Annotated in this window: 26 protein-coding genes and 1 pseudogene; 9 read left to right on the forward strand and 18 right to left on the reverse strand. The window is 69.5% G+C overall.

From position 1 onward, the window contains the following. Positions 1-114 precede the first annotated feature (114 nt). Positions 115-987, forward strand: a complete 873-nt coding sequence (locus ACTWQC_RS14665) for an oxidoreductase (RefSeq protein ID WP_443316099.1) — start codon at positions 115-117, stop codon at positions 985-987. 515 nt (positions 988-1502) lie between these two features. Here the strand turns inward: ACTWQC_RS14665 and ACTWQC_RS14670 are convergent. From ACTWQC_RS14670 to ACTWQC_RS14680, 3 genes are read right to left on the reverse strand one after another with little or no spacing between them, the layout of a single operon-like run. Next, the gene (locus ACTWQC_RS14670; RefSeq protein WP_443316100.1) at positions 1503-2480 is read right to left on the reverse strand and encodes an aldo/keto reductase; all 978 of its coding nucleotides are present in this window, start codon (positions 2478-2480) and stop codon (positions 1503-1505) included. A 37-nt stretch (positions 2481-2517) separates the two neighbouring features. After that, positions 2518-2748, reverse strand: coding sequence for a putative PEP-binding protein (locus ACTWQC_RS14675; RefSeq protein WP_443316101.1), 231 nt, complete (start codon positions 2746-2748; stop codon positions 2518-2520). Beyond that, entirely contained in the window at positions 2738-5017 is a 2280-nt protein-coding gene (locus ACTWQC_RS14680) for a sensor histidine kinase (RefSeq protein WP_443316102.1), read from the reverse strand. The genes ACTWQC_RS14675 and ACTWQC_RS14680 overlap by 11 nt, the downstream gene beginning before the upstream one ends. A gap of 65 nt (positions 5018-5082) precedes the next feature. Here ACTWQC_RS14680 and ACTWQC_RS14685 point away from each other — a divergent pair, with 65 nt between their 5' ends. Continuing rightward, the gene (locus tag ACTWQC_RS14685) at positions 5083-5433 is read left to right on the forward strand and encodes a hypothetical protein (protein ID WP_443316103.1); all 351 of its coding nucleotides are present in this window, start codon (positions 5083-5085) and stop codon (positions 5431-5433) included. Between the two features lie 72 nt (positions 5434-5505). On the opposite strand, the gene dhaL (ACTWQC_RS14690) is transcribed toward ACTWQC_RS14685, so the two are convergent. The 7 genes from dhaL (ACTWQC_RS14690) to ACTWQC_RS14720 form a co-directional block, all read right to left on the reverse strand. Next, positions 5506-6174 carry a dihydroxyacetone kinase subunit DhaL gene (dhaL, locus tag ACTWQC_RS14690; RefSeq protein ID WP_443316104.1) on the reverse strand — a complete coding sequence of 223 codons (669 nt, stop codon included), beginning with the start codon at positions 6172-6174 and terminating at the stop codon, positions 5506-5508. 45 nt (positions 6175-6219) lie between these two features. Continuing rightward, entirely contained in the window at positions 6220-7212 is a 993-nt protein-coding gene (gene dhaK, locus ACTWQC_RS14695) for a dihydroxyacetone kinase subunit DhaK (RefSeq protein ID WP_443316105.1), read from the reverse strand. Positions 7213-7382: 170 nt separating this feature from the next. After that, positions 7383-9065: a phosphoenolpyruvate--protein phosphotransferase gene (locus tag ACTWQC_RS14700; protein ID WP_443316106.1), complete on the reverse strand. Its 1683-nt coding sequence runs from the start codon at positions 9063-9065 to the stop codon at positions 7383-7385. Then, positions 9062-9703: a dihydroxyacetone kinase subunit DhaL gene (gene dhaL / locus ACTWQC_RS14705; protein WP_443316107.1), complete on the reverse strand. Its 642-nt coding sequence runs from the start codon at positions 9701-9703 to the stop codon at positions 9062-9064. The genes ACTWQC_RS14700 and dhaL (ACTWQC_RS14705) overlap by 4 nt, the downstream gene beginning before the upstream one ends. Before the next feature lie 139 nt (positions 9704-9842). Continuing rightward, on the reverse strand, positions 9843-10841 hold the full coding sequence (gene dhaK, locus ACTWQC_RS14710; protein WP_443316108.1) for a dihydroxyacetone kinase subunit DhaK: 999 nt from the start codon (positions 10839-10841) through the stop codon (positions 9843-9845). After that, positions 10838-11614 (reverse strand): MIP/aquaporin family protein, encoded by a 777-nt coding sequence (locus ACTWQC_RS14715; protein ID WP_443316109.1) that lies wholly within the window; start codon positions 11612-11614, stop codon positions 10838-10840. The genes dhaK (ACTWQC_RS14710) and ACTWQC_RS14715 overlap by 4 nt, the downstream gene beginning before the upstream one ends. 382 nt (positions 11615-11996) lie before the next feature. Next, positions 11997-12773 carry an IclR family transcriptional regulator gene (locus ACTWQC_RS14720; protein WP_443316110.1) on the reverse strand — a complete coding sequence of 259 codons (777 nt, stop codon included), beginning with the start codon at positions 12771-12773 and terminating at the stop codon, positions 11997-11999. 60 nt (positions 12774-12833) lie between these two features. On the opposite strand from ACTWQC_RS14720, the gene dhaM reads away from it, so the two are divergent. From dhaM to ACTWQC_RS14735, 3 genes are all read left to right on the forward strand, one after another. Then, a complete protein-coding gene (gene dhaM / locus ACTWQC_RS14725) occupies positions 12834-13226 on the forward strand; it encodes a dihydroxyacetone kinase phosphoryl donor subunit DhaM (protein WP_443316111.1) in 393 nt (130 codons plus the stop codon). Continuing rightward, positions 13210-13524 carry an HPr family phosphocarrier protein gene (locus tag ACTWQC_RS14730; RefSeq protein WP_443316112.1) on the forward strand — a complete coding sequence of 105 codons (315 nt, stop codon included), beginning with the start codon at positions 13210-13212 and terminating at the stop codon, positions 13522-13524. Before dhaM ends, ACTWQC_RS14730 begins: the two co-directional genes overlap by 17 nt. 76 nt (positions 13525-13600) lie before the next feature. Further along, positions 13601-14089 (forward strand): ATP-binding protein, encoded by a 489-nt coding sequence (locus tag ACTWQC_RS14735; RefSeq protein WP_443316113.1) that lies wholly within the window; start codon positions 13601-13603, stop codon positions 14087-14089. A 191-nt stretch (positions 14090-14280) separates the two neighbouring features. Here the strand turns inward: ACTWQC_RS14735 and ACTWQC_RS14740 are convergent. From ACTWQC_RS14740 to dnaB, 3 genes and pseudogenes are all read right to left on the reverse strand, one after another. Then, positions 14281-14796 (reverse strand): annotated as a pseudogene (locus ACTWQC_RS14740) (transposase); the annotation flags it as partial. 447 nt (positions 14797-15243) lie between these two features. Then, the gene (locus ACTWQC_RS14745; RefSeq protein ID WP_443316114.1) at positions 15244-15447 is read right to left on the reverse strand and encodes a hypothetical protein; all 204 of its coding nucleotides are present in this window, start codon (positions 15445-15447) and stop codon (positions 15244-15246) included. A gap of 385 nt (positions 15448-15832) precedes the next feature. Beyond that, positions 15833-17323 carry a replicative DNA helicase gene (gene dnaB, locus ACTWQC_RS14750; protein ID WP_443316115.1) on the reverse strand — a complete coding sequence of 497 codons (1491 nt, stop codon included), beginning with the start codon at positions 17321-17323 and terminating at the stop codon, positions 15833-15835. 504 nt (positions 17324-17827) lie between these two features. Between dnaB and ACTWQC_RS14755 the strand changes: the two genes are divergently transcribed. Continuing rightward, entirely contained in the window at positions 17828-19168 is a 1341-nt protein-coding gene (locus tag ACTWQC_RS14755; RefSeq protein ID WP_443316116.1) for an MATE family efflux transporter, read from the forward strand. Positions 19169-19332: 164 nt separating this feature from the next. Here the strand turns inward: ACTWQC_RS14755 and rplI are convergent, their stop codons facing one another. From rplI to rpsF, 4 genes are all read right to left on the reverse strand, one after another. Further along, the gene (gene rplI / locus ACTWQC_RS14760) at positions 19333-19779 is read right to left on the reverse strand and encodes a 50S ribosomal protein L9 (protein WP_443316117.1); all 447 of its coding nucleotides are present in this window, start codon (positions 19777-19779) and stop codon (positions 19333-19335) included. 17 nt (positions 19780-19796) lie between these two features. Next, on the reverse strand, positions 19797-20033 hold the full coding sequence (gene rpsR / locus ACTWQC_RS14765; protein ID WP_055472526.1) for a 30S ribosomal protein S18: 237 nt from the start codon (positions 20031-20033) through the stop codon (positions 19797-19799). A 63-nt stretch (positions 20034-20096) separates the two neighbouring features. Then, complete coding sequence (locus ACTWQC_RS14770) at positions 20097-20681, reverse strand: single-stranded DNA-binding protein (RefSeq protein ID WP_443316118.1); 585 nt, start codon at positions 20679-20681, stop codon at positions 20097-20099. A 71-nt stretch (positions 20682-20752) separates the two neighbouring features. Further along, a complete protein-coding gene (gene rpsF, locus ACTWQC_RS14775) occupies positions 20753-21043 on the reverse strand; it encodes a 30S ribosomal protein S6 (RefSeq protein ID WP_443316119.1) in 291 nt (96 codons plus the stop codon). A gap of 265 nt (positions 21044-21308) precedes the next feature. Between rpsF and ACTWQC_RS14780 the strand changes: the two genes are divergently transcribed. The 3 genes from ACTWQC_RS14780 to ACTWQC_RS14790 all read left to right on the forward strand — a co-directional run bounded on the left by ACTWQC_RS14780 (position 21309) and on the right by ACTWQC_RS14790 (position 24135). Beyond that, positions 21309-21638 (forward strand): hypothetical protein, encoded by a 330-nt coding sequence (locus tag ACTWQC_RS14780; RefSeq protein ID WP_443316120.1) that lies wholly within the window; start codon positions 21309-21311, stop codon positions 21636-21638. Positions 21639-21875: 237 nt separating this feature from the next. Further along, on the forward strand, positions 21876-22994 hold the full coding sequence (locus ACTWQC_RS14785) for a lipid II:glycine glycyltransferase FemX (RefSeq protein WP_443316121.1): 1119 nt from the start codon (positions 21876-21878) through the stop codon (positions 22992-22994). Positions 22995-23103: 109 nt separating this feature from the next. Then, positions 23104-24135: an alanine racemase gene (locus ACTWQC_RS14790; RefSeq protein ID WP_443316122.1), complete on the forward strand. Its 1032-nt coding sequence runs from the start codon at positions 23104-23106 to the stop codon at positions 24133-24135. Between the two features lie 52 nt (positions 24136-24187). Here ACTWQC_RS14790 and ACTWQC_RS14795 read toward each other — a convergent pair whose 3' ends face one another. After that, on the reverse strand, positions 24188-25663 hold the full coding sequence (locus ACTWQC_RS14795; protein ID WP_443316123.1) for a glycosyltransferase family 87 protein: 1476 nt from the start codon (positions 25661-25663) through the stop codon (positions 24188-24190). Positions 25664-25705: the final 42 nt, after the last annotated feature.

Genomic DNA, 25705 nt, shown 5'->3' on the forward strand with positions numbered 1-25705 from the left:
GACCGGTTATGCATGCATGTACGGAACCTGCCGGCCGCCCGCCCACGACGCTGGATCACACGGCGGCCCGGCACGCCGTGGTGCCGTGCGGTCCAGCCCGATGGGAGTCCTGAAGTGAGCACGGAAGGCACGGAAGACACGGAACAAGCGGAACGCACAGAACAGCGGGTCTGGCTGATCACGGGTGCGTCGTCCGGTTTCGGCCGCGCCCTGGCCGAAGCGGCGCTGGCGGCGGGCGACACGGTCGTCGTGACGGCCCGCAGGGCCGAGCCCCTCGTCGACCTGGCCACCGCACACCCCGGGCGGGTGGAGGCCCTCGCCCTGGACGTCACGGATGCGGCGCGCATCTCCGCCGTCGTCGAGGAGGTCGTCCGCCGGTACGGGCGGGTGGATGTGCTGGTCAACAACGCCGGGCGCGGACACGTCGGCGCGGTCGAGGAAACCACCGACAGCGAACTGCGCTCACTCATGGACGTGCACCTCTTCGGCCCCGCCGCACTGACCCGGGCGGTCCTCCCGCACATGCGGCAGCAGCGCTCGGGAGCAATCGTCCAGATGAGCAGCATGGGCGGTCAGTACTCCTTCGCCGGCGTCGGCGCCTACTCGGCGACCAAGTTCGCCCTGGAGGGGCTGTCCGAGGCCCTGGCCCAGGAGGTCGAGCCCTTCGGGATCAGGGTGCTGATCGTCGAACCGGGCTCCTTCCGGACCAGTTTCGCCGGCAGCGCGCTGACCGAATCCGCGGCCCTGGCGGCGTACGACGACACCGTCGGCCGGGTCCGTACGACCCTCTCCGCCTCGCACGGCACACAGCCCGGTAACCCCGCCAAAGCCGCGGCGGCCATCCTCACCGCCCTGAACGCGGAGCAGCCACCCCTGCGGCTCCCCCTCGGCAACGACGCCGTCGACGCGCTCAAGGCCCACGCCGACCGCGTACGCGACGAGCTCCTCACGTGGGAACCGGTCAGCCGCGGCACCGACTTCGCCTGAGCCCGACCGGACCGGCCGGCGGCAGCGAGCGCCGGAGAACCACCGAAGAACCACCGGAGAAGGCGTTGTAGGGTCTCGCCGCGCGTGGGACAGACCGTGCCCGTTGACCAGCGGTTGTTCCGGTGTCTCACAGCGATGGCACAACGGCTCAGCCTCAGGAACGTGGCATTTCCTCATGGTCGTCGCCCATGACCGGGCGGCCGTCATTCCGTTGAACTACGACTTCCCTTCTCTGTTCCGATGCCGCGTCCGATGCCAAGATCGTGAGAGTGGGCCATGGTTCGTGAGATCTCACAGTTGGTGCAGGGTCTCGTTTCCACGTCGGACAGCATGACCTGCAATTCTGTGCGTATCTCACCGCTGTCGGCAGCTGTGTGTCTCACTTCGTCTCGCGGTTCCTCGGCAGCTGGACCCGGGGGGCCGCTCCGGACGGTCGGGTTGGACACACACGGTGCGGATGCGCAGTTCTCGGGATGTGAGCGTACGGCTGGGGGCGGGTTCCCGGCCCGGACCTCTCACGCCCAGGCCAGCCGCGATCTGTGCGCCCAGTAGGCTTCGGCGGACTCGGCCAGCCCGGCCAGCCGTTCCAACTGATCGGGATTGAGACGCAGGTCCGCCGCCAAGAGGTTGCTGGTGAGTTGCTCGATCGTGACTGCGCCGGAGAGGACGATGTCCGCCCAGGGCCGCGCGGCGACCACGCCCAGAGCCACGGCGTCGCACGGCACGCCGGCCTCCTGTGCGATCTCGCGCAGCACGACGGTGTCCGGCCCCGTGGCGTGCCGATCGGCCAGGCGGCCGTTGGCCATGGCCTCCTTGACGATCACCGTGCGCCCGGTGGCGTGCGCCTCGGCCATTGCCGGCCCGGCTGACGGCTCCATGAGGTTGTAGGTGGCCTGCACGCTGCCGAAGAGCGGTTCGCCGTCCACCGTGATCTCCAGCGCGGCCCGGATGGCTTCTGCCTGGGCCGGGCCGCTGGTGGACAGTCCGATGGTCACCCCCTCTGCGGCGAGCCGGCCCAGCCGGTCGTGCAGTGCGGAGTCGGTCAGCGCCGGGCTGTCCGGGGTGACCGAGTGGATCTGGTAGAGGTCCAGCCGGGTGCCCAGCAGCGCACGTGTCTCCGCGAGCTGCCGGTCGTACGTCGCGGTGCTGTGGTCCTTGACCTCGTGCACCTCGACGTCCGTGCACCAGTCGGCGGTGTAGGTGTAGCCCCACTTGCTGCCGATCACCACATCCCGCGCATCGGGACGGGCCTCCAGCCAAGTGGCGAGGAACTCCTCGGCCCGGCCGTAGGAGCGGGCGGTGTCGAAGTACCGCACGCCCCGGGCGTAGGCCGCGTCAAGCAGGCGGTGGGCATGGGCGCGCAGAGCGGTGGCCGAGCGGTCTGCGGGCAGGTCCACGTCACGACCCAGATTGATATAACCGGGACGGCCGACGGCGGCCAGGCCCAGACCGAAGGGCGAGATCGGCGAGGCGATGGGGCGTTCAAGGTGCATACGGGGTGTCCTCCGGGATCCGTTGATGTCGTGCGCTTCATGGCAGCGACAGGGCGGCTGGGGCCATGGAGAGGATGTCGCAGCCGAGGCCGATGGAGAGGAAGGCGGCTTCGCCGGCGGCGGCCGGGAGAAGCCGTCGGCAGGAGCGCAGTTCGTCGACGCTCGCGACCATGGGGATCATGATGCGCAGGTCGGTCTCGGCTCCGGCGCTGAACAGACTGCGGAACTGGTGGCACACACCGGACTTCTCGGCACTGTCACTGAACATGGGAGCGGGCGCCGTGACGGCGTGTCCGGTACGCGCGTTTGGCCAGCGCGCTGTCGTTGAGTTGCTCGGTCGCGTCGTAGTTGCGCCAGCCCGTGAGGCGCCCTTCCGAGTTGTACCTGGCTGACAGTCCGGGAGGATCCATGTGATCTCCGTGTTCCCGGACCAACTTCTGGGGCAGCATGACCACTGCTGTGATGCCGCGGGGGGATGACCTGCGGAGCTGGACGCGGATGCCGTGGCGGCCGGAGAGCTGGCCGACGACGAACATGCCCATGCGCCGCGCCACCGACACGTCGACGACTGGCGGGTTCAGGAGCCTCTCGTTGGCCTCCTCAACGTCCTTTGCGGTCATGCCGATGCCGCTGTCCCGGATTTCGACCCTCGCGCCGCCGCCGGACAGCAGCTGGCTCGTGACGAGCACCTCGGTGTCCGGCGAGGAGAACGTGGCCGCGTTCTCCAGCAGCTCCGCGATGAGGTGAACGATGTCGTTCACTGCCCGGCCGTCGACGTCCGCGGTTACCAGTCCGCGTAGCTGCACACGCTGGTACTGCTCGACCTCACTGGTGGCGGCCCGGAGGACATCCACGAGCCGGACTGGGGCGCTCCAGCGGCGGCCCGCCTCCTCGCCCGCGAGGACGAGTAGGTTCTCCCCATTGCGGCGCATGCGGGTGGCCAGGTGGTCGAGCTTGAAGAGGCTGGCGAGCAGGTCTGGGTCCTGCTCGCCGTTCTCCAGATGGTCGATCAGCTCCAGCTGCCGTTCCACAAGGCTCTGGCTGCGCTGCGAGAGGTTGACGAACATCGCGTTGATGCGGCCTCGCAGCTGCGCTTGCTCGAACGCCAGCCGTACCGAGTCGCGATGGACGTCGTCGAAAGCGTGGGCGACACCGCCGATCTCGTCGGTCGAGTTGATGCCCGTGGGCTCGAACTTGATGGCCTCCAGTTGCGCGTCGCTGGAGCCCCGCAGCAGCCGGACCACTTCAGGCAGGCGGCGTTCGGTGATATCGAGCGCGGAGTCGCGCAGGGTGTGCAGCGGGCCCACAATCGACCGCACGACGACGTGCGTCACACCGAACGTGAGCAGGAGGATCAACAGCACGACGAGCGAGGTGATGAACACTGAGCGCTCGGCCTGGCGCCGCTCGCGCGAGCTCTCGTCTTCGACCGATCCGACGAGCCGCTTCTCGACCAGACGCATCAGCTCGAGCTTGCTCGTCATGGTGTCGAACCACTCGCCGGCGTCAAGGCGGAGGCGGCTGGTGCCCTGCCGGGCCAGCACCTTCTTCTGGAGCATCTCAACCTTGTTGACGTCCCTTCCGGTGACGGTGCGCTCGTAGAACTGACGCTGGGCCGGCGGCGCACCGGACCGGAACTCGCCGATCAACGCCTGTTGCTGCCGGCTGGCGAGGGTCAGGCCCTGGGCTTCGTTCGAATCGAAGTGTCCCTGGGTCAGCACCCCGCCGAGCAGCGCGCGTTGCCGGGAGGCTGCCTCCGTGGCCTGTGCGAAGGCCGCGAGCGCACCGACCCTCACGGCAAGGGTCTGGGGGGCGATGTCCGGCGTGAGAAGGTCAAGGGCGTCGGTGAGCTCGGCGATCAACGCCGTGTATGCGTTGACCACGGACAGCAAGCGCATTTTCGAGTGGGCTGCTGTATGGCGCAGTGACGCCACCTTCCCGCCAAAGGCGTCGAGCACCGCGAGCCGGGTGGCCAGGACGGGATTCGTCCCGCGGTGGACATGAGCGGCCTCGGCACGGACTCGGGCGAGCGCCGCGTCGACCTGGGAGCGCTGAGTGTCCAGCCGGCTCGTGTCGCCCGTACGCCCGGCCGCAGCGTAGAGCGCGGTGAGATCGCGTTCGTCCTCAAGCTCCTCCAACAGCCCCGTGCCCTTGTCGACGGTACGAACGAGCTGACGGACGTTGTTGATGTCCTGTGCGTTCTGCACGGCCGAGCCGATCCGCAAACCGCCGAGTACGAGCGCGGTGATGATCGGGATGAGCACCACAGCCAGCAGCTGGGTGCGCACACTCCAATTACTCGGGGCGAATGCCGCCTGATTGCTGCCCCGGCTGGGGCGACGCCCTGCACCTGCACGCGCGGGGCCCGGCTCGGTATCGCCCGGCTCGGTACTGCCGTTGTCGGAACCGTTGCCTCTAGCCTGGGGCGTCTGCACCGGTTCCGTGCCGTGGCGATGCACCGCGGGTTGTGTTTGCACTTGCCCTCGCACCTTCTTCCCGCCATTGAACGTGCGCGATTCAGGGGCGCGTGCACGCATCGCGAACGCTGCTCTCATCGCGCGAGTGCGCTTGTTGTGACGTCGCTGAACGAGGCCATGGCCTCGTGCGTCCCCTGGCAGGTGCCTGGGGCAGCCAACTACGCGTCGGTCTCGGAGCTGTCCAAGATCGCAACCACTTCGTCGGCGGCGGTCGCTGTGGCGATCCGCTCGGTACCGGTGCCCAGCCGTCCGTCGTCTGTGCCCGTCGGCCTGGCATCGTCGGCGAGTTCGGCCGTGCCAGCGGCGAGGCCGCCCTCGGTGCCGTAGGCCAGCCGGACGTGCAGGAGAGGCTGCTGTCCGCACCGGCCCAGCGCCTGACCGACAAGACCATGACCGATCCCGAGTCGCTGCGGCGCGTCCTCATCGCCATGTACGAGCGGGGGGTACGCGGCCGAGGATCAGGTACCAGCAGGTAGCGGTCGCTCGACCCGTCACGACGGCCGTGCCGGGAGCCACCTCGGTGCCGGCCCACCGGCTGGATACCACCCTCATGACGCCGCCCCTGCGCCCGGCCACTCACTCCTCCGTCCGCTCGCCGCGTTGACGGTCGCGAGGGCAGACAGAATGAGCACGGTCGACGCCGCGCCGGGGTCCTTGTGACCGATAGTGCGGGCGCCGAGATAGCTCGCGCGGCCCTTCCGGGCCTGCATGCCGACGGTGTGCTTCAGGCCCCGCACGGCGGCGTCGGACGCCGCGCGGGTGGCGTTGGTCAGGTCGCCGCCGGTGTCGATGACGGCCTGGTAGGCGGTCACGGCCGGGCTGAGGGCGTCGATCATCGTCTTGTCGCCCTCGAGCGCGCCGCCGATCCGCTTGATGCCGGCGAGGGCAGCCGCCAACGCCACCCCGAGTTGTGCCGCAGACACGTCGGGATCCTCGCCCAGCGTCCCCGCGGCCCGCCGGAACCCGGTGCCGTACAGCGGTCCCGAGGCCCCGCCGGTCTTGCTGATCAATGCCCGGCCGACGGTGGCGAGCACCGCACCGGGGGTGGACGGGTCGGTTTCGTCCAGCATTGCCACCGCCGCCTGCAGACCACGGCGCATGTTGATGCCGTGGTCGGCGTCGCCGATAGCGGAGTCGAGGCGGGTCAGATGATCGGCGTTCTCGGCCACCAGTCGGGCGGCCTCATGGATCCACGCCCGGAACATGCTCGCGTCCATCGTCGTCCTTCTCTCTTATGGGGTCTGTCGTCGGTGTGAGGCCGCTCAGCGTCCCCAGCGCAGCGCGGGGGTCTCGACCGGGGCATCCCACAGATAGGTGAGCTGCGACGTGAGCCGGCACACCGTGATCGTGCAACCGGCCATCTCCAGGCTGGTGATGTAATTGCCGACCAGGTTGCGGGTGATCCACACGCCGTGGCCGGCGAGCCACTCGGCAACCGCGGCATACACGACGTACAGCTCAATCAGCGGGGTGCCACCCAGGCCGTTGACCATCACGAGCACTTCGCCTGAGAGCGGCATGTCGGCGTGAATGGCGTCCAACGCGACACCGACGATCTCCTTGGCGGAGACGAGTCTGCCGCGGGCGCGACCGGGCTCGCCGTGGATGCCGACGCCCAGCTCGACCTCGTCCTCGCCCAGCTCGAAACCGGGTTTGCCCGACGCGGGCACCGTGCACGGCGTGAGCGCCACCCCGAACGAACGGGACCGGTCGTTGACCTCCCGGCCCAAAGCCGCGGCCGAGGCCAGGTCCGCGCCAAGCTCGGCAGCCGCACCGACGATCTTCTCCAGGAACACGGTCGCCCCGGTGCCCCGTCGGCCCGCCGTCCACGTACTGTTCTCCACGGCGACGTCGTCATTGACCACGACGCCCTCCACCCGCACGCCGTCGTCGGCGGCCAAGTCGGCGGCCATCTGGAAGTTCAGCACATCGCCGGTGTAGTTCTTCACGATGTGCAGCACCCCTGCCCCGCCGTCAACGGCCCGCGTGGCGGCGAGGATCTGGTCCGGCACGGGAGATGTGAACACCTCACCAGGACAGGCCGCATCCAGCATCCCGAACCCGACGAACCCGCCGTGCAGCGGCTCGTGTCCGGACCCGCCACCTGACACCAGGCCGACCTTCCCAGCGGTCGGCCCGCCCGCGCGGACGATGTAGCGGTCGGACCTGTTGACCGTCAGTGAGGGGTGCGCGGCGGCCACGCCGACGAGAGCATCGGCAAGCACCTCATCGGGCGAGTTGATGAGCTTCTTCACAGTTCAGGCCCCTTCTCGACTGGATAAGATCGTCAGCAGAAATCCATCAAATGGTGTGGACCAGTGGGATTTGTCAGGGCGTCACCTTGCGCGTCACAGAGGTCCTTTGATGGGCCGGTCCGGTCGGACATTCCCACGCTCGACTGATCGCGCCATGTGCGCGGCTCAGGTCAGGGCAGTGACGGCAGGCAGCACTGCTCGACGAGTCGCCAGACCTCTTCGGGGGTTTCGCGGGTGAGGGCGATGGCCGCCAGGGAGGCGCAGGTGTCATAGCGCAGGCGGCGGATGCGGGCGCGTACTTCGTCGAGGGCGGCGGGTGCTACGGAGAGGGTGTCGCAGCCGAGGCCGATGAGCAGGGGGATGACGAGGGGGTGTGCGGCGGCGTCGCCGCAGACGGAGACGTGGCGGTGGTGGCGGTGGGCGGCGGTGACGACTTGGGCGATTGCGTTGAGGACGGCGGGGTGGGCCGCCATGGCGGGGGTGGCGGTGGGGTCGCGCCGGTCCAGGCCGAGGATCTGGCAGGTGAGGTCGTTGCTGCCGATGGAGAGGAAGGCGGCTTCGCGGGCGAGGTCGTCGGCGGCGGCGACGGCTTCGGGGAGTTCCACCATGATGCCCAGGGGCGGTGTCGCCACCCCGAGTTCGTCGGCTGCGGCCTGGAGAAGGCGATGGCAGGCACGCCATTCGTCGATGCTCGCGACCATGGGGATCATGATGCGCAGGTCAGTGTCGGCTCCCGCGCTGAGCAGGCTGCGGAACTGATCGGCGAAGGCGTCGGGTTGGGCCAGCATGAGGGGCAGGCCGCGGCCGAACCGCGCGCCCTGGAGGCGGGACAGGAACGGCGGCAGTTTGTCGTCGGCGAAGTCGAGAGTACGAGCCGTGACGACCTGCCCGGTGAGCGCGCGCAAGACGGGGACGAGGGTGGCCGCGTGCTGGTTGCGGGTGGGCCAGGCAGGGTGGTTGAGGAAGGGCAGTTCGGTGCGGAGCAGGCCGACACCCTCGGCATTGGCCGCGAGGGCTGCGCGGGCGTCGGTCGGGGTGGCCACGTTGGCCCGCAGCACCATGGGGTGGTGGTCGAGGGTGTGGGCGGGCAGGTGGCGCTCTTCGGCGAGCGCGAGCCTGCGGGTGCGGGCTGCGTCCATGGCGTGGAGCGCGGTTGCGCGTTCGTCGTCGTCGGGGTGGGCGACCGCGGTGGCCCGGTCGGTGTCGAGCAGGATCTCCTGACCGTCCGGCAGCTCGAGCAGCTGCGGGTCGACGGCCAGGAGGAGGGGGATGCCCTGTGAGCGGGCGACGATCGCGGCGTGGGAGTTCGGGCCGCCGGTGACGGAGACGGCGGCGGTGACCGTCTGGCCGGGTTCCAGCAGGTCTGCCGCGCCGATCTCGTGGGCGACCAGTATGAGGGGCTGGTCGGGTGCGGGGCCGGTGTCGCCGTGCAGGTGAGCCAGGACGCGGCGGCCGACTTGCCGTACGTCTGCCGCGCGTTCGGCCAGGGTTGGATCGTCCAGGGCGGCGATGGTCCGGGCGTAGGTGTCGATGGCCTGCCGGACGGCGACGGGTAGCGGCTGACCGTCGTTCGCTCGTTTGATGGCCTGGTCGCGCAGATCGTGGTCCTGCGCGATGTAGCCGTTGACCTCCATGATGTCGGCCTCTTCGTCCTTGCCCTGTTCACGCAGCGAGGTGGACAGGTCGAGCAGGCGGGCGGCGACGGCGTCGAAGGCGTCGGTGATCTGCTGTGCGGGGTCGCCACTGGCGCGGTGGGGGAGCGCGGTTCTGGTGGGCGGGCGGTCGGTGCGATGGAGGAACCCCAGGGCTATGCCAGGTGCGGCGGTATGCCCGGCGTAGGTGCGGCGGATCATCGGGAAGCCACCACCTCGGCGAGTTCGCGGAAGATCAGGGCGGTGGAGGTGGCGCCAGGGTCCTGGTGGCCGATGCTGCGGGCACCGAGATAGGAAGCCCGGCCCTTGCGCGCCTGTAGGGGGGTGGTCGCGCGCATACCTTCCTCGGCAGCGTCGGCGGCGGCCAAAGCCGCGGCGGCCAAGTCGCCTCCGGCGCCGGCGTGCTGCTGGAAGGCGGCCAGCGCGGGGGCGTAGGCGTCGATCATGGTCTTGTCGCCGGGTGCGGCCGCGCCGAGCTTCTGGATGCTCTCCAGGCCGGCGGCGAGTGCGGTGGCGAACTGCTGCGTGTCGGCGGTGGGGGTGTCCAGGGCCTTGCCCATCGCGCGGAAGGCGCCGCCGTAGAGCGGGCCGGAGGCGCCCCCGACGCTGGAGATGAGAGTGGTGCCCGTCTTGACCAGCACCGCTCCGACGGTGTCCCACTCCGCGCCGGTAAGGGCCGTGGTGGCGGCGGAGAAGCCGCGGTGCATGTTGGTGCCGTGGTCGGCGTCGCCGATGGCCGAGTCGAGCTGGGTGAGGTGGTCCTTGTGCTTGTCCACGGCGGCGGCAATGGCCTGCACCCACGTGCGGGCGAGGTCGATGTCCACGGAGTCTCCGTTCATGGTCGGGGCGTGGCGGGTTCACGGTTGGGTGAGCCGGGGGCGGGGGCGGATCCGGGGGTGCGGTCCGGGAGAGCTGGCGCGGGAAGGCTCCCGCCCGGCCGGCCCTCGCGTATCGCGCGGCCCCGCCCCCGGCTCGGTTTCAGGTACCCCAGCGCAGGGCCGGGGTGTTCACGGGTGCGTCCCACAGGGAGAGCATGTCCGCATCGGCTTTGCACACGGTGATGGAAACACCGGCCATGTCCAGGCTGGTCACGTAGTTCCCCACGAGATTGCGGGCGATGACCACGCCCTTGTCCGCGAGTGCGGCGGCGACCTCGTTGAAGACCACATACAGCTCGATGAGCGGCGTGCCGCCCAGGCCGTTGACCATGACGATGGTCTCGTCCCCTGCGGTGAGGGGCTGGTCGGCCAGGATCGCGTCCAGGGCGGTGGCCACGATCTCTTTGGCCGGGCGGAGCTTCTCCCTGCGGCGGCCGGGTTCGCCGTGGATGCCGACGCCGACCTCGATCTCGTCCTCGGGCAGGTCGAAGCCGGGCTTGCCGGAGGCGGGGGTGGTGCAGGCGGTCAGCGCCACGGCGAAGGACCGGGAGGCGGCGTTGACCCGCTTGCCCATCTCCGCCACCGCGGTGAGGTCGGCGCCCTGCTCGGCGAGGGCTCCGGCGATCTTCTCGACGAAGACGGTGGCGCCGGTGCCCCGGCGGCCCGCGGTCCAGGTGGAGTCCTGGACGGCGACATCGTCGTCGACCAGCACGGTCTCCACCGCGATGTCCTCCTCGGCGGCCAGTTCTGCGGCCATCCGGAAGTTGAGGACGTCGCCGGTGTAGTTCTTCACGATGAACAGCACGCCTGCGCCGCCGTCGACGGCCTGTGCGGCGGCCAGCATCTGGCCGGGGACGGGAGAGGTGAACACCTCCCCGGGACAGGCGGCGTCCAGCATGCCGCGTCCCACGAACCCGCCGTGCAGGGGCTCGTGTCCGGAGCCGCCGCCGGATATGAGGGCCACCTTGCCCGGGCGGGTACCGCCCGCGCGGGCGATCACCTTGTTCTCCGCGTCGACCTTCAGATCCCGGTGGGCGGCGGCGATACCGGCCAGGGCCTCGTCCAGCACCGCCTCGGGAGCGTTGATGAGCTTCTTCACGACAGGACTCCTTCGGCAGCGGCGGGTTCAACGCCCCGGTTCCCGGCCGCGGTTGCGGCGGCTGCTTTGCGGTGGGCGTTGAGAGCGGTGTAGAGGACGCCGGCGGCGACCGCGCCGATCACCTCGGCGGCCAGGTAGACCGGCAGCTGGTCCCAGTGGACCGTGCCGCCGAAAAGCTCGCCGGTGAGCATCGGGCCGAGCGTCCTGGCCGGATTGATCGACGCCCCAGTGGCGGGCGCCACCGGAACGATGATCGCGAACACACCCAGACCGATGGCCAGGCCCGCAAATCCACCGGCCGCGCGCCGGTCGATGGCCCCGAAGACGACGAACGCGAGGATGAACGTGCCCACCGCCTCGGCGAAGAAGGCCTGCCCGGCGCCGACACCGGTGCCGTAGGCGGCGATACCGAGGCCGACGTCGACCGCCTTCTTCCCCAGCACTCCGACGATCGCAAGCGCTCCCAGCACCGCCCCGGCCACCTGCGCCGCGATGTAACCAGGGACATCCCGCCAGGGCATCTGCTTCGTGGCGGCCAGCGCCAGGGTGATGGCCGGGTTGATCTGGCAGCCGGAGATATGGCCGATCGCATAGACCATGGCGATGACGGCGGTGGCGAAGGCCAGCGAGATCATTCCCAGCTGCGCCATGGTGAACGGGGCGTCGCCTCCGACGATGAGCGTCGCGGGGACCGAACCGACACCGATGAACACCAGCACCGCGGTGCCCAACATCTCGGCGAGAAGCTTCTGTGGATAGGTGTTTTCTTCCATGATGGCGCCCAGTGCCGAGCGGCAGCTTGGGCGTCTCACCTCCTCCGCGTGGAGCGGGCTATGAAGGGAGGTGGCCGCCAGGTGGTCAGGGGTCGGGCACCTGGCGGCCGGCTCAGGGGAACCGGATAACCAGCGAAATCCGGGAAGTCGTTCACTATTGATGAACGTTGTTCCGGGAAGTTAAGCCCGCATTTCACGCCTGTCAAGAGGTTCGGCGACTATCGGGCACCGCGGACACGGAGAAGGCCCCACGGCGATGCGCCGAGGGGCCTGGGCGGAGGGGCAGGTGGCGGGGACGGCGGCCGCCGCCGCCGAGCTGCAAGTGGATGCAGAGTGTGCAGGTCAGGTGCCCGCGAGGCTGGTGGGGTCCGGGGCGGGCAGGTCAGGGGCCAGCGATGCGGGCGGTCCCCCGAGGGGCACCCAGGTCCCGGGAGAGGTTGCGGGCGGTCTCCCGGACCGCGACCGCGAGCTCCTGACGTGCTGATTCGGTGAGCAGGCGCTCAACAGGGCCGACGATGCCGATGGCGCCGACCGCGTCGCCTGAGCGGTCGAAGACCGGGGATGCGATGCCCGCGTCCCCGATGGCGGACTCCTGGTCCTCGATCGCGTAACCCGTACGGAGAATCTCCTTCAGCTGGCCGGCCAGCTCCTCCGGGTCGGTGATGCTGGCGCCGGTGAGCACTGCCCGGTCGCCCGCGAGCAGCCGCTCGCGCTCAGCGGCCGGAAGCGACGCCACGATGGCCTTGCCCAGGGCGCAGGTGCTCCACGGGATGCTGGCTCCCACCTCGAGGATCTGCACCGCCCCCTCCGGCCGGAAGGCGTGGTGCACCACCAGGACGTGATCGCCGGTGGGCACGGCCACCCACACCGCCTCATTCGCCCGGGTGGCGAGCTGGTCCGCCCAGGTCAGCGAGCGGGTCCGCAGCTCCTGGGTGTCCAGGTAGGCGTTGCCCAACTGCACCAGGTCCGGCCCGAGCTGGTACTTCGAGCTGTCCCGGTCCTGCACCACAAGACCCTCGCGCTCCAGCGTGCGCAGCAGCGCATGGACGGTGGGCTTGGCCACGCCCAAGCGGTCGGCCAGCTCGGTCACACCCAGCCGGGGCCCAGTGGACGCGAGCTCCCGCAAGATCTGCACCGCCCGATGCACCGCCTGCACCATCGGAGAATTCTCCTTGTTCAGTATTGATGAACAGTGTTTTGAGATATAGCGTGGTTGTTCATGAGCAACCTTGTCGGCATCGTACTCGTGTCCCACAGCGCCGAGCTCGCCGCAGGCCTTCGCCTGCTGGTGGAGCAGATCGGCTCCGACACAGTCCCCCTCGCCACCGCCGGAGGAACCGACGACGGCCGGATCGGCACCAGCTATGACCTTGTCCTCGCCGCGATCGGGCACGCCGACCGCGGAGCCGGCGTCGTCGTCCTTCCCGACCTCGGCAGCTCCGTGCTGACCGCCCGCACCGTCCTGGAAGACCATCCCTGCACCGACGTCACGATCGTCGATGCGCCCTTCGTCGAAGGAGCCGTCGCAGCCGTCGTCACCGCCGCATCCGGCGCCGACCTGAACACCGTCGCCAAAGCCGCCAAGGAGGCCCGCAATGTCCTCAAGCTCTGAGTCCAGCGCCACGACCACGACCACGGTGAACCACGAAGTCACGGTGAACCACGAAATCGCCGTCATCCTGCCCGCCAACCTGCACGCCCGCCCCGCAGGCCAACTCGCCCGCGCCGCAGCCGAGTACACCAGCGCAATACAGCTGGAACACGACGGCCGCACCGTCAACCCCACCGGCGTCCTCTCCGTGATGGGCCTGGGCGCAACCGCCGGAAGCACCGTGACCGTCCGCGCCGAAGGCCCCGACGCAGACCAGGCCGTCACGGCGTTGGCCGAGATCCTCGCCACCGCCGAATAACCCGGCCACGCGCCACCGCACCGAACGAGCCGCCGCTTCCGATATGAGAAGCCGAGACAAGTGGAGGTGGTCGAGGATGACCACTCCGGCCATGACCACGTCCGACACCAGCGTGGCACCGCACCCGCGGACCGAGTACATCCTCCCGCTGCCGCACATCCCTGAGACCGTCTCCGCCGTGCGCCACCGCGCACGCTCGGTCCTGTCCCACTGGGCCCTGCCCACGGAGACAGCAGACGACGCCATCCTGGTGATCTCGGAACTGATCACCAACGCGATTGCCCACGCACTGCCCCCAGCAGTACTGCGGTTGTCGATGCCCGAGGTCGGCGGCCGTCACGCCCTCCGTATCGAGGTCGCGGATGCTGGGCCGGTGCCCCGACCGCGCCGATCACTCGAGAGCCCGCCCCCTGCGGAACATGAGGAACACGGCCGCGGGACCGGCATCATCACGGCCCTTTCCATGCGACAGGGCATTTCCCGCCACCTCCACAGGATGACCCGATGGGCGGAGCTCCACGTGGCGTCCGCCCACACCGGCAGTGCTGCCACTGCAAGCCCTTGAGGAACGTCCCGGCGGGGCACAGGAACGGCCGGACCCGCGAAGAAGCGCATGGCGATGACCATGATCACGGTGGCCGCGACCGGCCGACGACGGGCCAGCTTCCTCGTCGTGATGATGCCAAGAAGCCGCCGCAGGGCCGAGAGGTCAGTGGGGCCGGGCTGCGATCTGTCGGCGGGCCGAGTCCCAGATCAGACGCTGGTCAGATGCTCAGAGACATAGACCTTGCCGTGATCGACCACCAGGGTCTCGGGGACCAGCGGCGGTGAGGCCAACCCCGGCCCTGTTGCCCCCTCGGCATCGACCAGGACTGTGCGCGGGATGCCGTGCTCTGGCCAGTCCGCGTGCCGCGGCCAGTCCCGCCCCGCCGACCGAGGTCGAAACGACTGGTAGAGCGCCGCGCTCACATCAACGCCTTGGCGGACACCGGTGTGAGGCGGATCCCGGTGATGCAGCGGGTGTACCAGTCCATCGCGACCGTCAGCTCGGCCTGCACCCACTCAAGCGTCAGCGGATCGAACGCGAATACGTCCAGCCGCGTGGTGTCCATGAGCAAGTACTCGCCTGGCCGCGTCGGCCTCAGCTTCCCGTAAGGTCCCTCCGGACGATCAGCGATGTCCCGGTTCCGCTTCGCTCAGCCGGAACAGCGGGTGGCGGTTCTCCAGTTCTGCCAACAGCCGGAAGGCCGTCGCCCGGCTCGGCTGCGGCACCGCCATCCTTCAGGGCCACTTCGTTGCCCGCCGTGGTCGGGACCATCTCCACCACCTCGATGGTCTCCCCGTCGTAGCGGAGACGCGTACCGACTCCTACCCGGGCCCCGGCCCTGCTCATGGCGCCGTCCGTAACACCCTTGAAGGGCTGAGCGGTTGGTCGAGATCGGTGACGAAGCGGCCTGTCCAGAGCAGGTGATGGACCGCGGACCGCACATGTGGCTCCGAACGACCAGGCAAACGGCGCGGGACCTGCCCCAACAGGACCCCATCGAGGTCAGCGCCGAGGAGCTCGTCAGAAGGTCGAGGCTGAACAGCCAGTCCCTGCAATAGCCAGCCAGGAAACGGATGTTCTCCAGCTGTGCCGCCAACGGCTCGCACCACACCTCGTAGCGCCATCCCTGCGACTCCACCACCCGCCGAGTCCAGTCGAAGGTGAAGGCCACCTCAGGCTTGGACAATCTGTGCAGCGGCTGAACCCACGACCATCGGCCCATGCTCGGTGATCAACAGGTAGTCCGGGATGTGCTTGCGGAGCTTCCCATCCACTTCAGCTTTCAGCAGGAAGGGCTGAGCCACGATGGACCGCATGGCGGGATCGAAATCGGCGAAGAGTAGCCTCGCCAATTCCAGGCGCGACTCGTAGATCACGTGGTCGCACACCGTCGCAGACCAGTAGATGCCGGAGTAGTGCCTCTGGCCCTTTTACCAGCGGAATGTCCGCCACGGAGCAGCCGACTCCCAGAGCTCGGCGGGAACCGTACGCCAAGCCCGGTCTTCGACGCACTCACCGCTTCGACGACGAAAACTCACGGTCACAGCCGCGTCGTCCATCACGCACCCCCAGCCCACAGGCAATCGCCCGCGAAGCCACGGTGTCAGCGCCACATCCCTCGACAGGCCGGACCAGAAATCCCGTCACCTGAAAGGAATGAAAGCTCCGACCAGGGAGTCTCACGGCGGCGGCATAAGTGCCACCGTTATGCCATCGCAGCTGAGACTGTGCCGCGAAATTTGAGACCCTACAGCCGCGGCCTCAGGTCTGGGCCATGTCCACGAAGCGGGAGTAGTGGCCCTGGAAGGCCACGGTGATCGTCGCGGTCGGGCCGTTGCGATGCTTCGCCACGATCAGGTCCGCCTCGCCCGCGCGCGGGGACTCCTTCTCGTACGCGTCCTCCCGGTGCAGCAGGATCACCATGTCGGCGTCCTGCTCGATGGAACCCGACTCGCGCAGGTCCGACACCATCGGCTTCTTGTCCGTCCGCTGCTCAGGGCCACGGTTCAGCTGCGACAGCGCGATGACCGGGACCTCGAGCTCCTTGGCGAGCAGCTTGAGGTTACGGGACATGTCCGAGACCTCCTGCTGACGGCTCTCGGGCCGCCGGGAGTTGCCGGACTGCATGAGCTGGAGGTAGTCGATGACCACCAGCTGCAGATCGTTGCGCTGCTTCAGGCGGCGGCACTTGGCGCGGATCTCCATCATCGACAGGTTCGGCGAATCGTCGATGTAGAGCGGCGCCGCGGACACGTCCGGCATACGGCGGGCGAGCCGCGTCCAGTCCTCGTCGGTCATGCTGCCGGACCGCATGTGGTGCAGCGCCACGCGCGCCTCGGCGGACAGCAGCCGCATCGCGATCTCGTTGCGCCCCATTTCGAGCGAAAAGATCACGCTGGGCAGATTGCTCTTGATCGAGCAGGACCGGGCGAAGTCCAGGGCCAGAGTCGACTTGCCCATCGCGGGGCGGGCCGCGATGACGATCATCTGGCCCGGATGCAGCCCGTTCGTCAGCGAATCGAGGTCGGTGAAGCCGGTCGGTACGCCCGACATCTGGCCACTGCGCGAACCGATGGCCTCGATCTCGTCGAGCGCGCCCTCCATGATCTCGCCGAGCGGGAGGTAGTCCTCGCTGGTCCGCTGCTCGGTGACCGCGTAGATCTCGGCCTGCGCGCTGTTGACGATCTCGTCGACGTCGCCGTCCGCCGCGTACCCCATCTGCGTGATGCGGGTGCCCGCCTCGACGAGCCGGCGCAGCACCGCCCGCTCGTGGACGATCTCCGCGTAGTACTCGGCGTTGGCGGCCGTCGGGACCGACTGGACCAGCGTGTGCAGATACGAAGCGCCGCCGACGCGCCCGATCTCGCCCTGCTTGGTCAGCTCGGCGGCGACGGTGATCGGGTCGGCGGGCTCGCCCTTGGCATAGAGGTCGAGGATCGCCTGATAGATGGTCTCGTGCGCCGGGCGGTAGAAGTCATGGCCCTTGAGGACCTCCACCACATCGGCGATGGCGTCCTTGGAGAGCAGCATGCCGCCGAGCACCGACTGCTCGGCGTCGAGGTCCTGCGGCGGCACCCGCTCGAAGCCGGACGCGCCGCCTGCGCCGCCCCCCGACCAGCCGTCCGGGCCGCGGTCGTGGCGGTCGCCGAACCGGCCCCGCTCGTCGCCGCCGCGGCGGGACCGGGACGCGGGGAGGCGGTCGCTCGGACCGGCGTCCGCCGCCCAGGGGTCCTCCGTCTCCTGCTGGCTCACCCCTGCACCTCCTCCCGTCCGCGACGCGGGCCCTTCCGGACCCGGCGCACACCCGGCTCGCCGTGCCCTCTTTCTTACGGCACGCCTCTGACAAACAAGGCAGCCCGGCTCCGGTTACGGCACGTCAACTCAAGAGGTCCGGGCAGGCCCCGGAAGGCACGATGAGGCCAGAACGGGAGGCGGGCGCCGCACCACGGTAGGGCGGTCCGCACCGTCAGCCAAGATGGTTATCCACAGGCCATGTGGACGAGGCAGCACATCCTGTGGAGAAGCTCACCGAACCTGTGCACAGCTCGGGGGACGACGCTGTGGACAAACACACAATCACCTCGTGCCGACGGCTCTGATCTGCGGTTTTCCCGTCCACCGGCTGTGCAGAAGAAAAACTTCCCCAAGCGATTCAAGATCGCGACAAACGACACACACAAGATCATCACAAGCTGTGCGAAGTAAGGAGCAGAGTGCGGTTGTGTCGCTTACCTGTGGAAGATTACATTGGAGCCCATGACCCAGGCTCCCGCGACCGAGAAGCGCAGCGCCCGCCGCCACGATCGCGAGATCATCTCCCTCGCCCTGCCCGCCTTCGGGGCCCTCGTCGCGGAGCCGCTCTTCGTCATGGTCGACAGCGCCATCGTCGGCCACCTCGGCACCCCACAGCTGGCCGGCCTCGGCATCGCCGCCGCCCTGCTGCTGACCGCCGTCAACGTCTTCGTCTTCCTCGCCTACGCCACCACGGCGGCAGTCGCGCGCCGCGTCGGCGCGGGCGACCTCCGGGCCGCGATCCGGCAGGGCATGGACGGGATCTGGCTCGCCCTCCTGCTCGGCGCCGCCCTCGTCGCCGCGGCCCTGCCCACCGCCCCGGCGCTCGTCGACCTCTTCGGCGCCTCCGGCACCGCGGCGCCGTACGCCGTGACGTATCTGCGCATCAGCGCCCTCGGCATACCGGCGATGCTCGTGGTCCTCGCCGCCACCGGTGTGCTGCGCGGACTACAGGACACCCGCACCCCGCTGTACGTCGCCATCGGCGGATTCACCGCGAACGCCGCCCTCAACGCCGGTCTCGTCTACGGCGCCGGGCTCGGCATCGCCGGTTCCGCCTGGGGCACGGTCATCGCCCAGTGCGCCATGGCCGCGGCCTACCTCACCGTCGTCGTACGCGGCGCCAGGCGCCACGGCGCCTCACTGCGCCCCGACGCCGCCGGCATACGGGCCTGCGCCCAGGCCGGAGCTCCGCTCCTGATCCGTACGCTCTCGCTGCGCGCCATCCTGATGATCGCCACCGCGGTCGCGGCCCGACTCGGCGACGCCGATGTGGCCGCCCACCAGGTCATCCTCACCCTCTGGTCGCTGCTGGCCTTCGCGCTGGACGCCATCGCCATCGCAGGACAGGCCATCATCGGACGCTACCTGGGCGCCGAGGACGTGGCGGGCGCCAAGGCCGCCTGCCGCCGCATGGTGCAATGGGGCATCTGGGCGGGCGTCGTCCTGGGCCTGCTGGTAGCGGTCTCCCGGCCGCTGATCCTGCCCATCTTCACCAGCGACCCCGCAGTGCACGATCTGCTGCTCCCCGCGCTGCTGGTCGTCGCGGTCACCCAGCCCGTGTCCGGCGTGGTGTTCGTCCTCGACGGCGTGCTCATGGGCGCAGGCGACGGCCCGTACCTCGCGTGGGCGATGCTCGTGACACTGGCGGGGTTCGCCCCGCTGGCGCTCGCCGTACCGAGCTTGGGCGGAGGCCTCACGGTCCTGTGGTGGGTGATGGGCCTGATGATGGTCATCCGCCTCCTCACCCTCACCGCCCGCACCCGCTCGGGCCGCTGGCTCGTCCCCGGCGCGGTCCGCGCCTGAGGCGGAGACGACGGGCCGGGGTGTCTGAGGCCCACTCCGCACGTCCGGAGGGGCGCCCAGCTCTCTCCCGCCTCGGGCGCGACCAGCTCCTCACGCCCGGAGGGCCGCACCCCCGTGGGGTGCGGCCCTCCGGCTCGCTCTACCGCTCTGCCGAGCGCAGCGGATTACGCCGCGACGACCTCGACGCCGACCTTGGCGGCGACGTCGGCGTGCAGGCGCACGGACACCTGGTGCGAGCCCAGGGTCTTGATCGGCGTGCCGACCTCGATGCGGCGCTTGTCCACCTCGGGACCGCCCGCGGCCTTGATCGCCGAGGCGATGTCGGCCGGCGTGACGGAGCCGAAGAGGCGGCCGGCGTCACCCGAGCGGGTGGCCAGGCGGACCTTCACGGCCTCGAGCCGGGCCTTGACCTCGTTGGCCTGCTCGATGGTGGCGATCTCGCGGATCTTGCGACCGCGGCGGATCTGCTCGACGTCCTTCTCGCCACCCCTGGTCCAGCGGATCGCGAAACCGCGCGGGATCAGGTAGTTGCGAGCGTAGCCGTCCTTGACGTCCACGACGTCGCCCGCGGTGCCGAGGCCGGAGACCTCGTTGGTGAGGATGATCTTCATGCTTCGGTCATCCTCCCTTAGCGGACCGTCGAGGTGTAGGGCAGCAGCGCCATCTCACGGCTGTTCTTCACGGCCGTGGCGACGTCACGCTGGTGCTGGGTGCAGTTGCCGGTGACCCGGCGGGCACGGATCTTGCCGCGGTCGGAAATGAACTTCCGCAGCAGGTTCGTGTCCTTGTAGTCGACGTAGGAGATCTTCTCCTTGCAGAACACGCAAACCTTCTTCTTGGGCTTGCGAGCAGGCGGCTTCGCCATTGTCTCTCTCCAGTGTGATCAAGAAGTTTGTGCTGGTCGCCCTCACTGGACCGCGGGCGCGGTCTAGAAGGGCGGCTCGTCCGAGTAGCCGCCGCCGGAGCCGCCGGAGCCGCCGCCCCAGCCACCGCCGCCGCCCTGCTGGCCGCCGGCCGGTGCACTGGTCGCCCAGGGGTCGTCGGCGGGAGCCCCGCCGCCCTGCTGACCGCCGCCGGGGCCACCGCCCCAGCCGCCGCCACCCTGGCCGCCACCGCCACCGCCGCCGAATCCGCCCTGCCCGCCCCGGCCGGTGGTCTTGGTGACCTTGGCCGTGGCGTTGCGCAGGCTGGCGCCGACCTCGTCGACATCGAGCTCGTAGACCGTGCGCTTGACGCCCTCGCGGTCCTCGTACGACCGCTGCTTGAGGCGGCCCTGCACGATCACACGGGTGCCCCGTGTAAGGGACTCGGCGACGTTCTCCGCCGCCTGGCGCCACACCGAGCACGTGAGGAAGAGGCTCTCGCCGTCCTTCCACTCGTTGGTCTGGCGGTCGAAGGTGCGGGGAGTGGACGCGACGCGGAACTTCGCGACCGCCGCACCGGACGGGGTGAAGCGCAGCTCGGGGTCGTCGACGAGATTGCCGACGACCGTGATGACGGTCTCGCCTGCCATGGGTGAACCTCTCGGCGGGTGTGCTGCTGGCTGCTTGCTACTCGAACCCGACTAGTGCTGAGCGCTCGGGCTCAGCGGGTGTCGGGGCGGAGGACCTTGGTCCGGAGGACCGACTCGTTCAGGTTCATCTGACGGTCGAGCTCCTTGACGACCGCAGGCTCGGCCTGCAGGTCGATGACCGAGTAGATGCCCTCGGGCTTCTTGTTGATCTCGTACGAGAGACGACGACGGCCCCAGGTGTCGACCTTCTCCACCTTGCCGTTGCCCTCGCGGACGACGGACAGGAAGTTCTCGATCAGCGGGGAGACAGCGCGCTCCTCGAGATCGGGGTCGAGGATGACCATCACCTCGTAGTGACGCATGTGGAACCCACCTCCTCTGGACTCAGCGGCCACGGTCTTTCCGTGGCAGGAGGGTCGTGATGCGTAGCAACGGTATCGGCTGCCACTGACAGCGCGGTCCTTCCCGCGTGGGGGACCGTCGCCGACCTGGGCAGACACCGGTGCAGACCGTACAGAGTACCTGCACCGAGCCTTCCGGTTGAAATCCGGCCTCCGATGGCCGCAATCTGTACACATCGGGTGTGTGCGGCGCTACAGTGCGCCGCCCTTCGCCAGGAGGTGCCCTATGGCGCAGCCAGTTCGTCAACACCACGGCCCACTCTCCGCCCTGACGTCCGTTCTGAACAGTGATGGCAAGCCCCACCCCGTCGAGAACAGCATCGTCGTGGCGACGCTGGTGCTCGGGGCGGTCGCGTTCATCACCGCCCAGTTCGACAACCTCCACCTGATCAGTTCCTGGACCGGTCTGGTCGGGGTCGTCTCCGGCGCATGGGGCCAGATGATCTCGGCAACCACGGGTGAGCGCTTCCTCCTGATCATCGGCCTCGGCGCGGCCGCGGTCGGCTTCTACCTGGGCATGGCCCACGGCGGTCTCTTCGGCAGCGTGCTCGGATAGCGGGCCGACCGCGCCGGCCGGGTCGACCAGGCCCGGCGGGCAAGGCAGGCCAGCCGGGCCAAGCGGGCCCCAGGCAGGACCCGGGCCGGGTCGCCCCGGGGGACGGGACAACGCCCGTGCTGGGCGACGTCCACCGGAGCAGCCGTCCCCCGGAGGCCGCAGTCCTTGGCGCAGTAGGCTTCCCGGCGAGAGCCGGAGCCCCGACCCTGGGGACACACCTGCCGAGGAGCGCCCCGCATGAGCCTGACCCTGAGGACCATCAGCCGAGAGCAGCATCTGGCGTACATCCAGAGCCTGCCCACGGCGAGCCACATGCAGGTTCCGGCATGGGCGGACGTCAAGGCGGAGTGGCGCTCGGAAAGCCTCGGCTGGTTCGACAACTCCGACAAGCTCGTCGGTGCCGGCCTGGTCCTCTACCGTCAGCTGCCCAAGATCAAGCGGTACCTGGCGTATCTCCCCGAAGGCCCGGTCATCAACTGGTTCTCGCCGAACCTCGAGGACTGGCTCCAGCCGATGCTGACGCACCTCAAGCAGCAGGGTGCCTTCTCCGTGAAGATGGGCCCGCCGGTGGTCATCCGGCGGTGGGACGCCGCGGCGGTCAAGTCGGGTATCCAGAGCCCGGATGTGAAGCGACTGCGCGATGTGGAGGCCACTTTCATCGAGCCGCGCGCCTTCGAGGTCGCCGACCGGCTGCGCCGGATGGGCTGGCAGCAGGGCGAGGACGGCGGCGCCGGCTTCGGCGACGTACAGCCCCGGTACGTCTTCCAGGTGCCTCTGGAGAATCGCTCCCTCGAGGATGTCCACAAGAGCTTCAACCAGCTGTGGCGCCGCAACATCAAGAAGGCGGAGAAGGCGGGCGTCGAGGTCGTTCAGGGCGGCTACGACGACCTCCCCGAATGGCAGCGGCTGTACGAGATCACCGCAGAGCGCGACCATTTCCGGCCACGCCCCCTCGGCTACTTCCAGCGCATGTGGAAGGCCCTCAACGCCGAGGACCCCAACCGGATGCGGCTCTACTTCGCCACGCACGAGGGCGAGGCCGTCGCCGCCGCCACCATGCTGATCGTGGGCGGCCACGTCTGGTACTCCTACGGCGCCTCCGCCAACCACAAGCGCGAGGTCCGGCCCTCGAACGCGATGCAGTGGCGCATGCTGCGCGACGCCTACGCGCTCGGCGCCACCGTCTACGACCTGCGCGGAATCAGCGACTCCCTCGACGAGACGGATCATCTCTTCGGTCTGATTCAGTTCAAGGTCGGCACCGGCGGACAGGCGGCCGAATACCTTGGTGAGTGGGATTTCCCGCTCAACAAGCTGCTGCACAAGGCGCTCGACATCTACATGTCCCGCCGCTGACCCCACTGCCGGCACCCCCGGCACCTCCGCCGCCGGCGTCCCCGTCCCCCACGTTCTCTGCTTCATACCTCCTATACACCGCAGACACGAGAGAGGTTCCGAACCGGCCATGGCGCTCACCCTCTACGTCGACACCGCACGCTGGCGGGCGCATCAGCAGAAGGTGATCCAGCAGTTCCCCGGGCTCGTCCCGGTCTGCAAGGGCAACGGCTACGGCTTCGGCCACGAGCGCCTGGCCGAGGAGGTCAGCGGGTTCGGCTCCGACATCATCGCGGTCGGGACCACGTACGAAGCCGCCCGAATGAAGGACTACTTCAGCGGCGACGTGCTCGTCCTCACACCCTTCCGGCGCGGCGAGGAGCCCGTCCCGCTGCCGGACCGCGTCATCCGCTCGGTGTCCTCCGTCGAAGGCGTCCACGGCCTGGTCGGGGCGCGCGTCGTCATCGAGGTCATGAGCAGCATGAAGCGGCACGGCGTGAGCGAGCAGGACCTGCCGATGCTGCACGCGGCCATCGAGGACGTACGGCTCGAAGGGTTCGCCATCCACCTGCCGCTGGACCGCACCGACGGCTCCGACGCGGTCGAAGAGGTCATCGCCTGGATGGACCGCCTCCGCGCCGCCCGCCTGCCGCTGCACACCATGTTCGTCAGCCACCTCAGGGCCGAGGAACTCGCCCGCCTCCAGCAGCAGTTCCCGCAGACCCGCTTCCGGGCCCGGATCGGCACCCGCCTATGGCTCGGCGACCACGAAGCCACCGAGTACCGCGGTGCCGTCCTGGACGTCACCCGTGTCGTGAAGGGGGACCGGTTCGGCTACCGCCAGCAGAAGGCGGCCGCCGACGGCTACCTGGTCGTCGTGGCCGGCGGCACGTCCCACGGCGTCGGCCTGGAGGCCCCGAAGGCCCTGCACGGCGTGATGCCCCGCGCCAAGGGCGTGGCCCGCGCCGGCCTCGCGACGGTCAACCGCAACCTCTCGCCCTTCGTCTGGGCGGGCAAGCAGCGCTGGTTCGCGGAGCCCCCGCACATGCAGGTCTCCCTCCTGTTCGTGCCGGTCGACGCCGCGGAACCGAAGGTGGGCGAGGAGCTGGTGGCTCACCTGAGGCACACCACGACGCAGGTCGACCGGGTGGTCGACCGCTGACGTCAGCTGACGTCAGCTGACGTCAGGAACCTGAGAGACCTGAGGGAACCCCCTACGCCGAGCCGCCCCGCTGCGCGACGCCCCACTCCACGTACGTGCCCTCGTAGTGCGCCGCATGCCGGGCCTGCCGGTGGTGGCCGAGGACGAAGACATCGGGCGACCCGTCCAGCACGCCGCCCGACGGGTCGTCCGAGCCGTCGCGCCGTACGGGGTCCCGCTCCGGCAGCAGGGCGTCCCGCACCACCACGGCGCAGAGGTACAGCGTCCCCAGCAGGTGCGCCAGGATCGCGAGCTGGTAGCCCTCGGGGGGCAAGCCATGGTGTTTGTCACCGCTCGAGGTGTACGCGAGGTACATCCAGATACCGGTGAAGTACGCGACCTCGCAGGCCTGCCAGATCAGGAAGTCGCGCCACCGCGGCCGCGCCAGCGCCGCGAGCGGGATCAGCCACAGCACGTACTGCGGCGAGTAGACCTTGTTGACGAGGATGAAGGCCGCGACGACCAGGAAGGCCAGCTGGGCGAAGCGCGGGCGGCGCGGGGCGTAGAGCGCGAGAGCTCCGATACCGGCGCACAGCAGCAGGGTGAGCGCCGTGGCCCACGCGTTCGCGCTGTCGAGCGGGTTCCCGGTGCGCTGCGAGATGATGAGCCAGAACGAGCCGAAGTCGACCGGTCGCTCCTGGCTGAAGGTGTAGAACTTCTTCCACCCCTCCGGCGCCAGCGCCATCACCGGCACGTTCACGACCAGCCACGCGGCGACCGCCCCGCCCGCGGCCGCGCCCCACGCACGCCAGCGCCCGGCCCGCAGGCACAGCACGAGCAGCGGTCCCAGCAGCAGCACCGGATAGAGCTTGGCGGCCGTCGCCAGGCCGATCAGGACGCCCGCGACGAGCGGCCGGCTGCGCGACCACATCAGCATCGCGGCGGCGGTGAGGGCGACTGCGAGCAAGTCCCAGTTGATGGTGGCGGTGAGCGCGAAGGCGGGGGCGAGGGCGACGAGCAGCGCGTCCCACGGGCGCCTGCGGTGCGTACGGGCCACGAAGACGGCGATCGCGGCGGTGCACACCATGAGCATGCCCGCGTTGACCAGCCAGTAGATCTGCTCGCGATCCTGGATGGCGCCGCCGTGCGGGGTGAGCCAGGACGCGGCTTCCATGAAGAGGCCGGTGAGGACGGGGTACTCCAGGTACTCCATGTCCCCGGGGAGCCGGTCGAAGTAAGGGACCCGGCCGTCGGCGAAGCCCCGCGCGCTGTAGAGGTGCGGGATGTCCGAGTAGCACGCGTGCGTGTACTGGCTGCCGGCGCCGAAGAACCAGCCGCCGTTGTAGCAGGGCAGCTTCTGCACCATGCCCAGCGCGAACATCACGATCGCCACGAGCGCGATGATCCGCACCGGCGTCCACCAGCCGGCGCCGAGCAGCGCGCGACGGCCGGCCGGCCCGCCGATCAGCTCACTCCCGGCCGCGGCCACGTCATCTTCGGCAGTGGGCCGTACGGGTTCCAGGCGCCGGTCCTCGTGCACGCTCGTCATGGGCCACATACTGCCGCACGTGCCCGGACGACTTCAGCCCCC

Source organism: Streptomyces sp. 8N616 (assembly GCF_052246385.1).
Classification (GTDB): Bacteria; Actinomycetota; Actinomycetes; order Streptomycetales; family Streptomycetaceae; genus Streptomyces.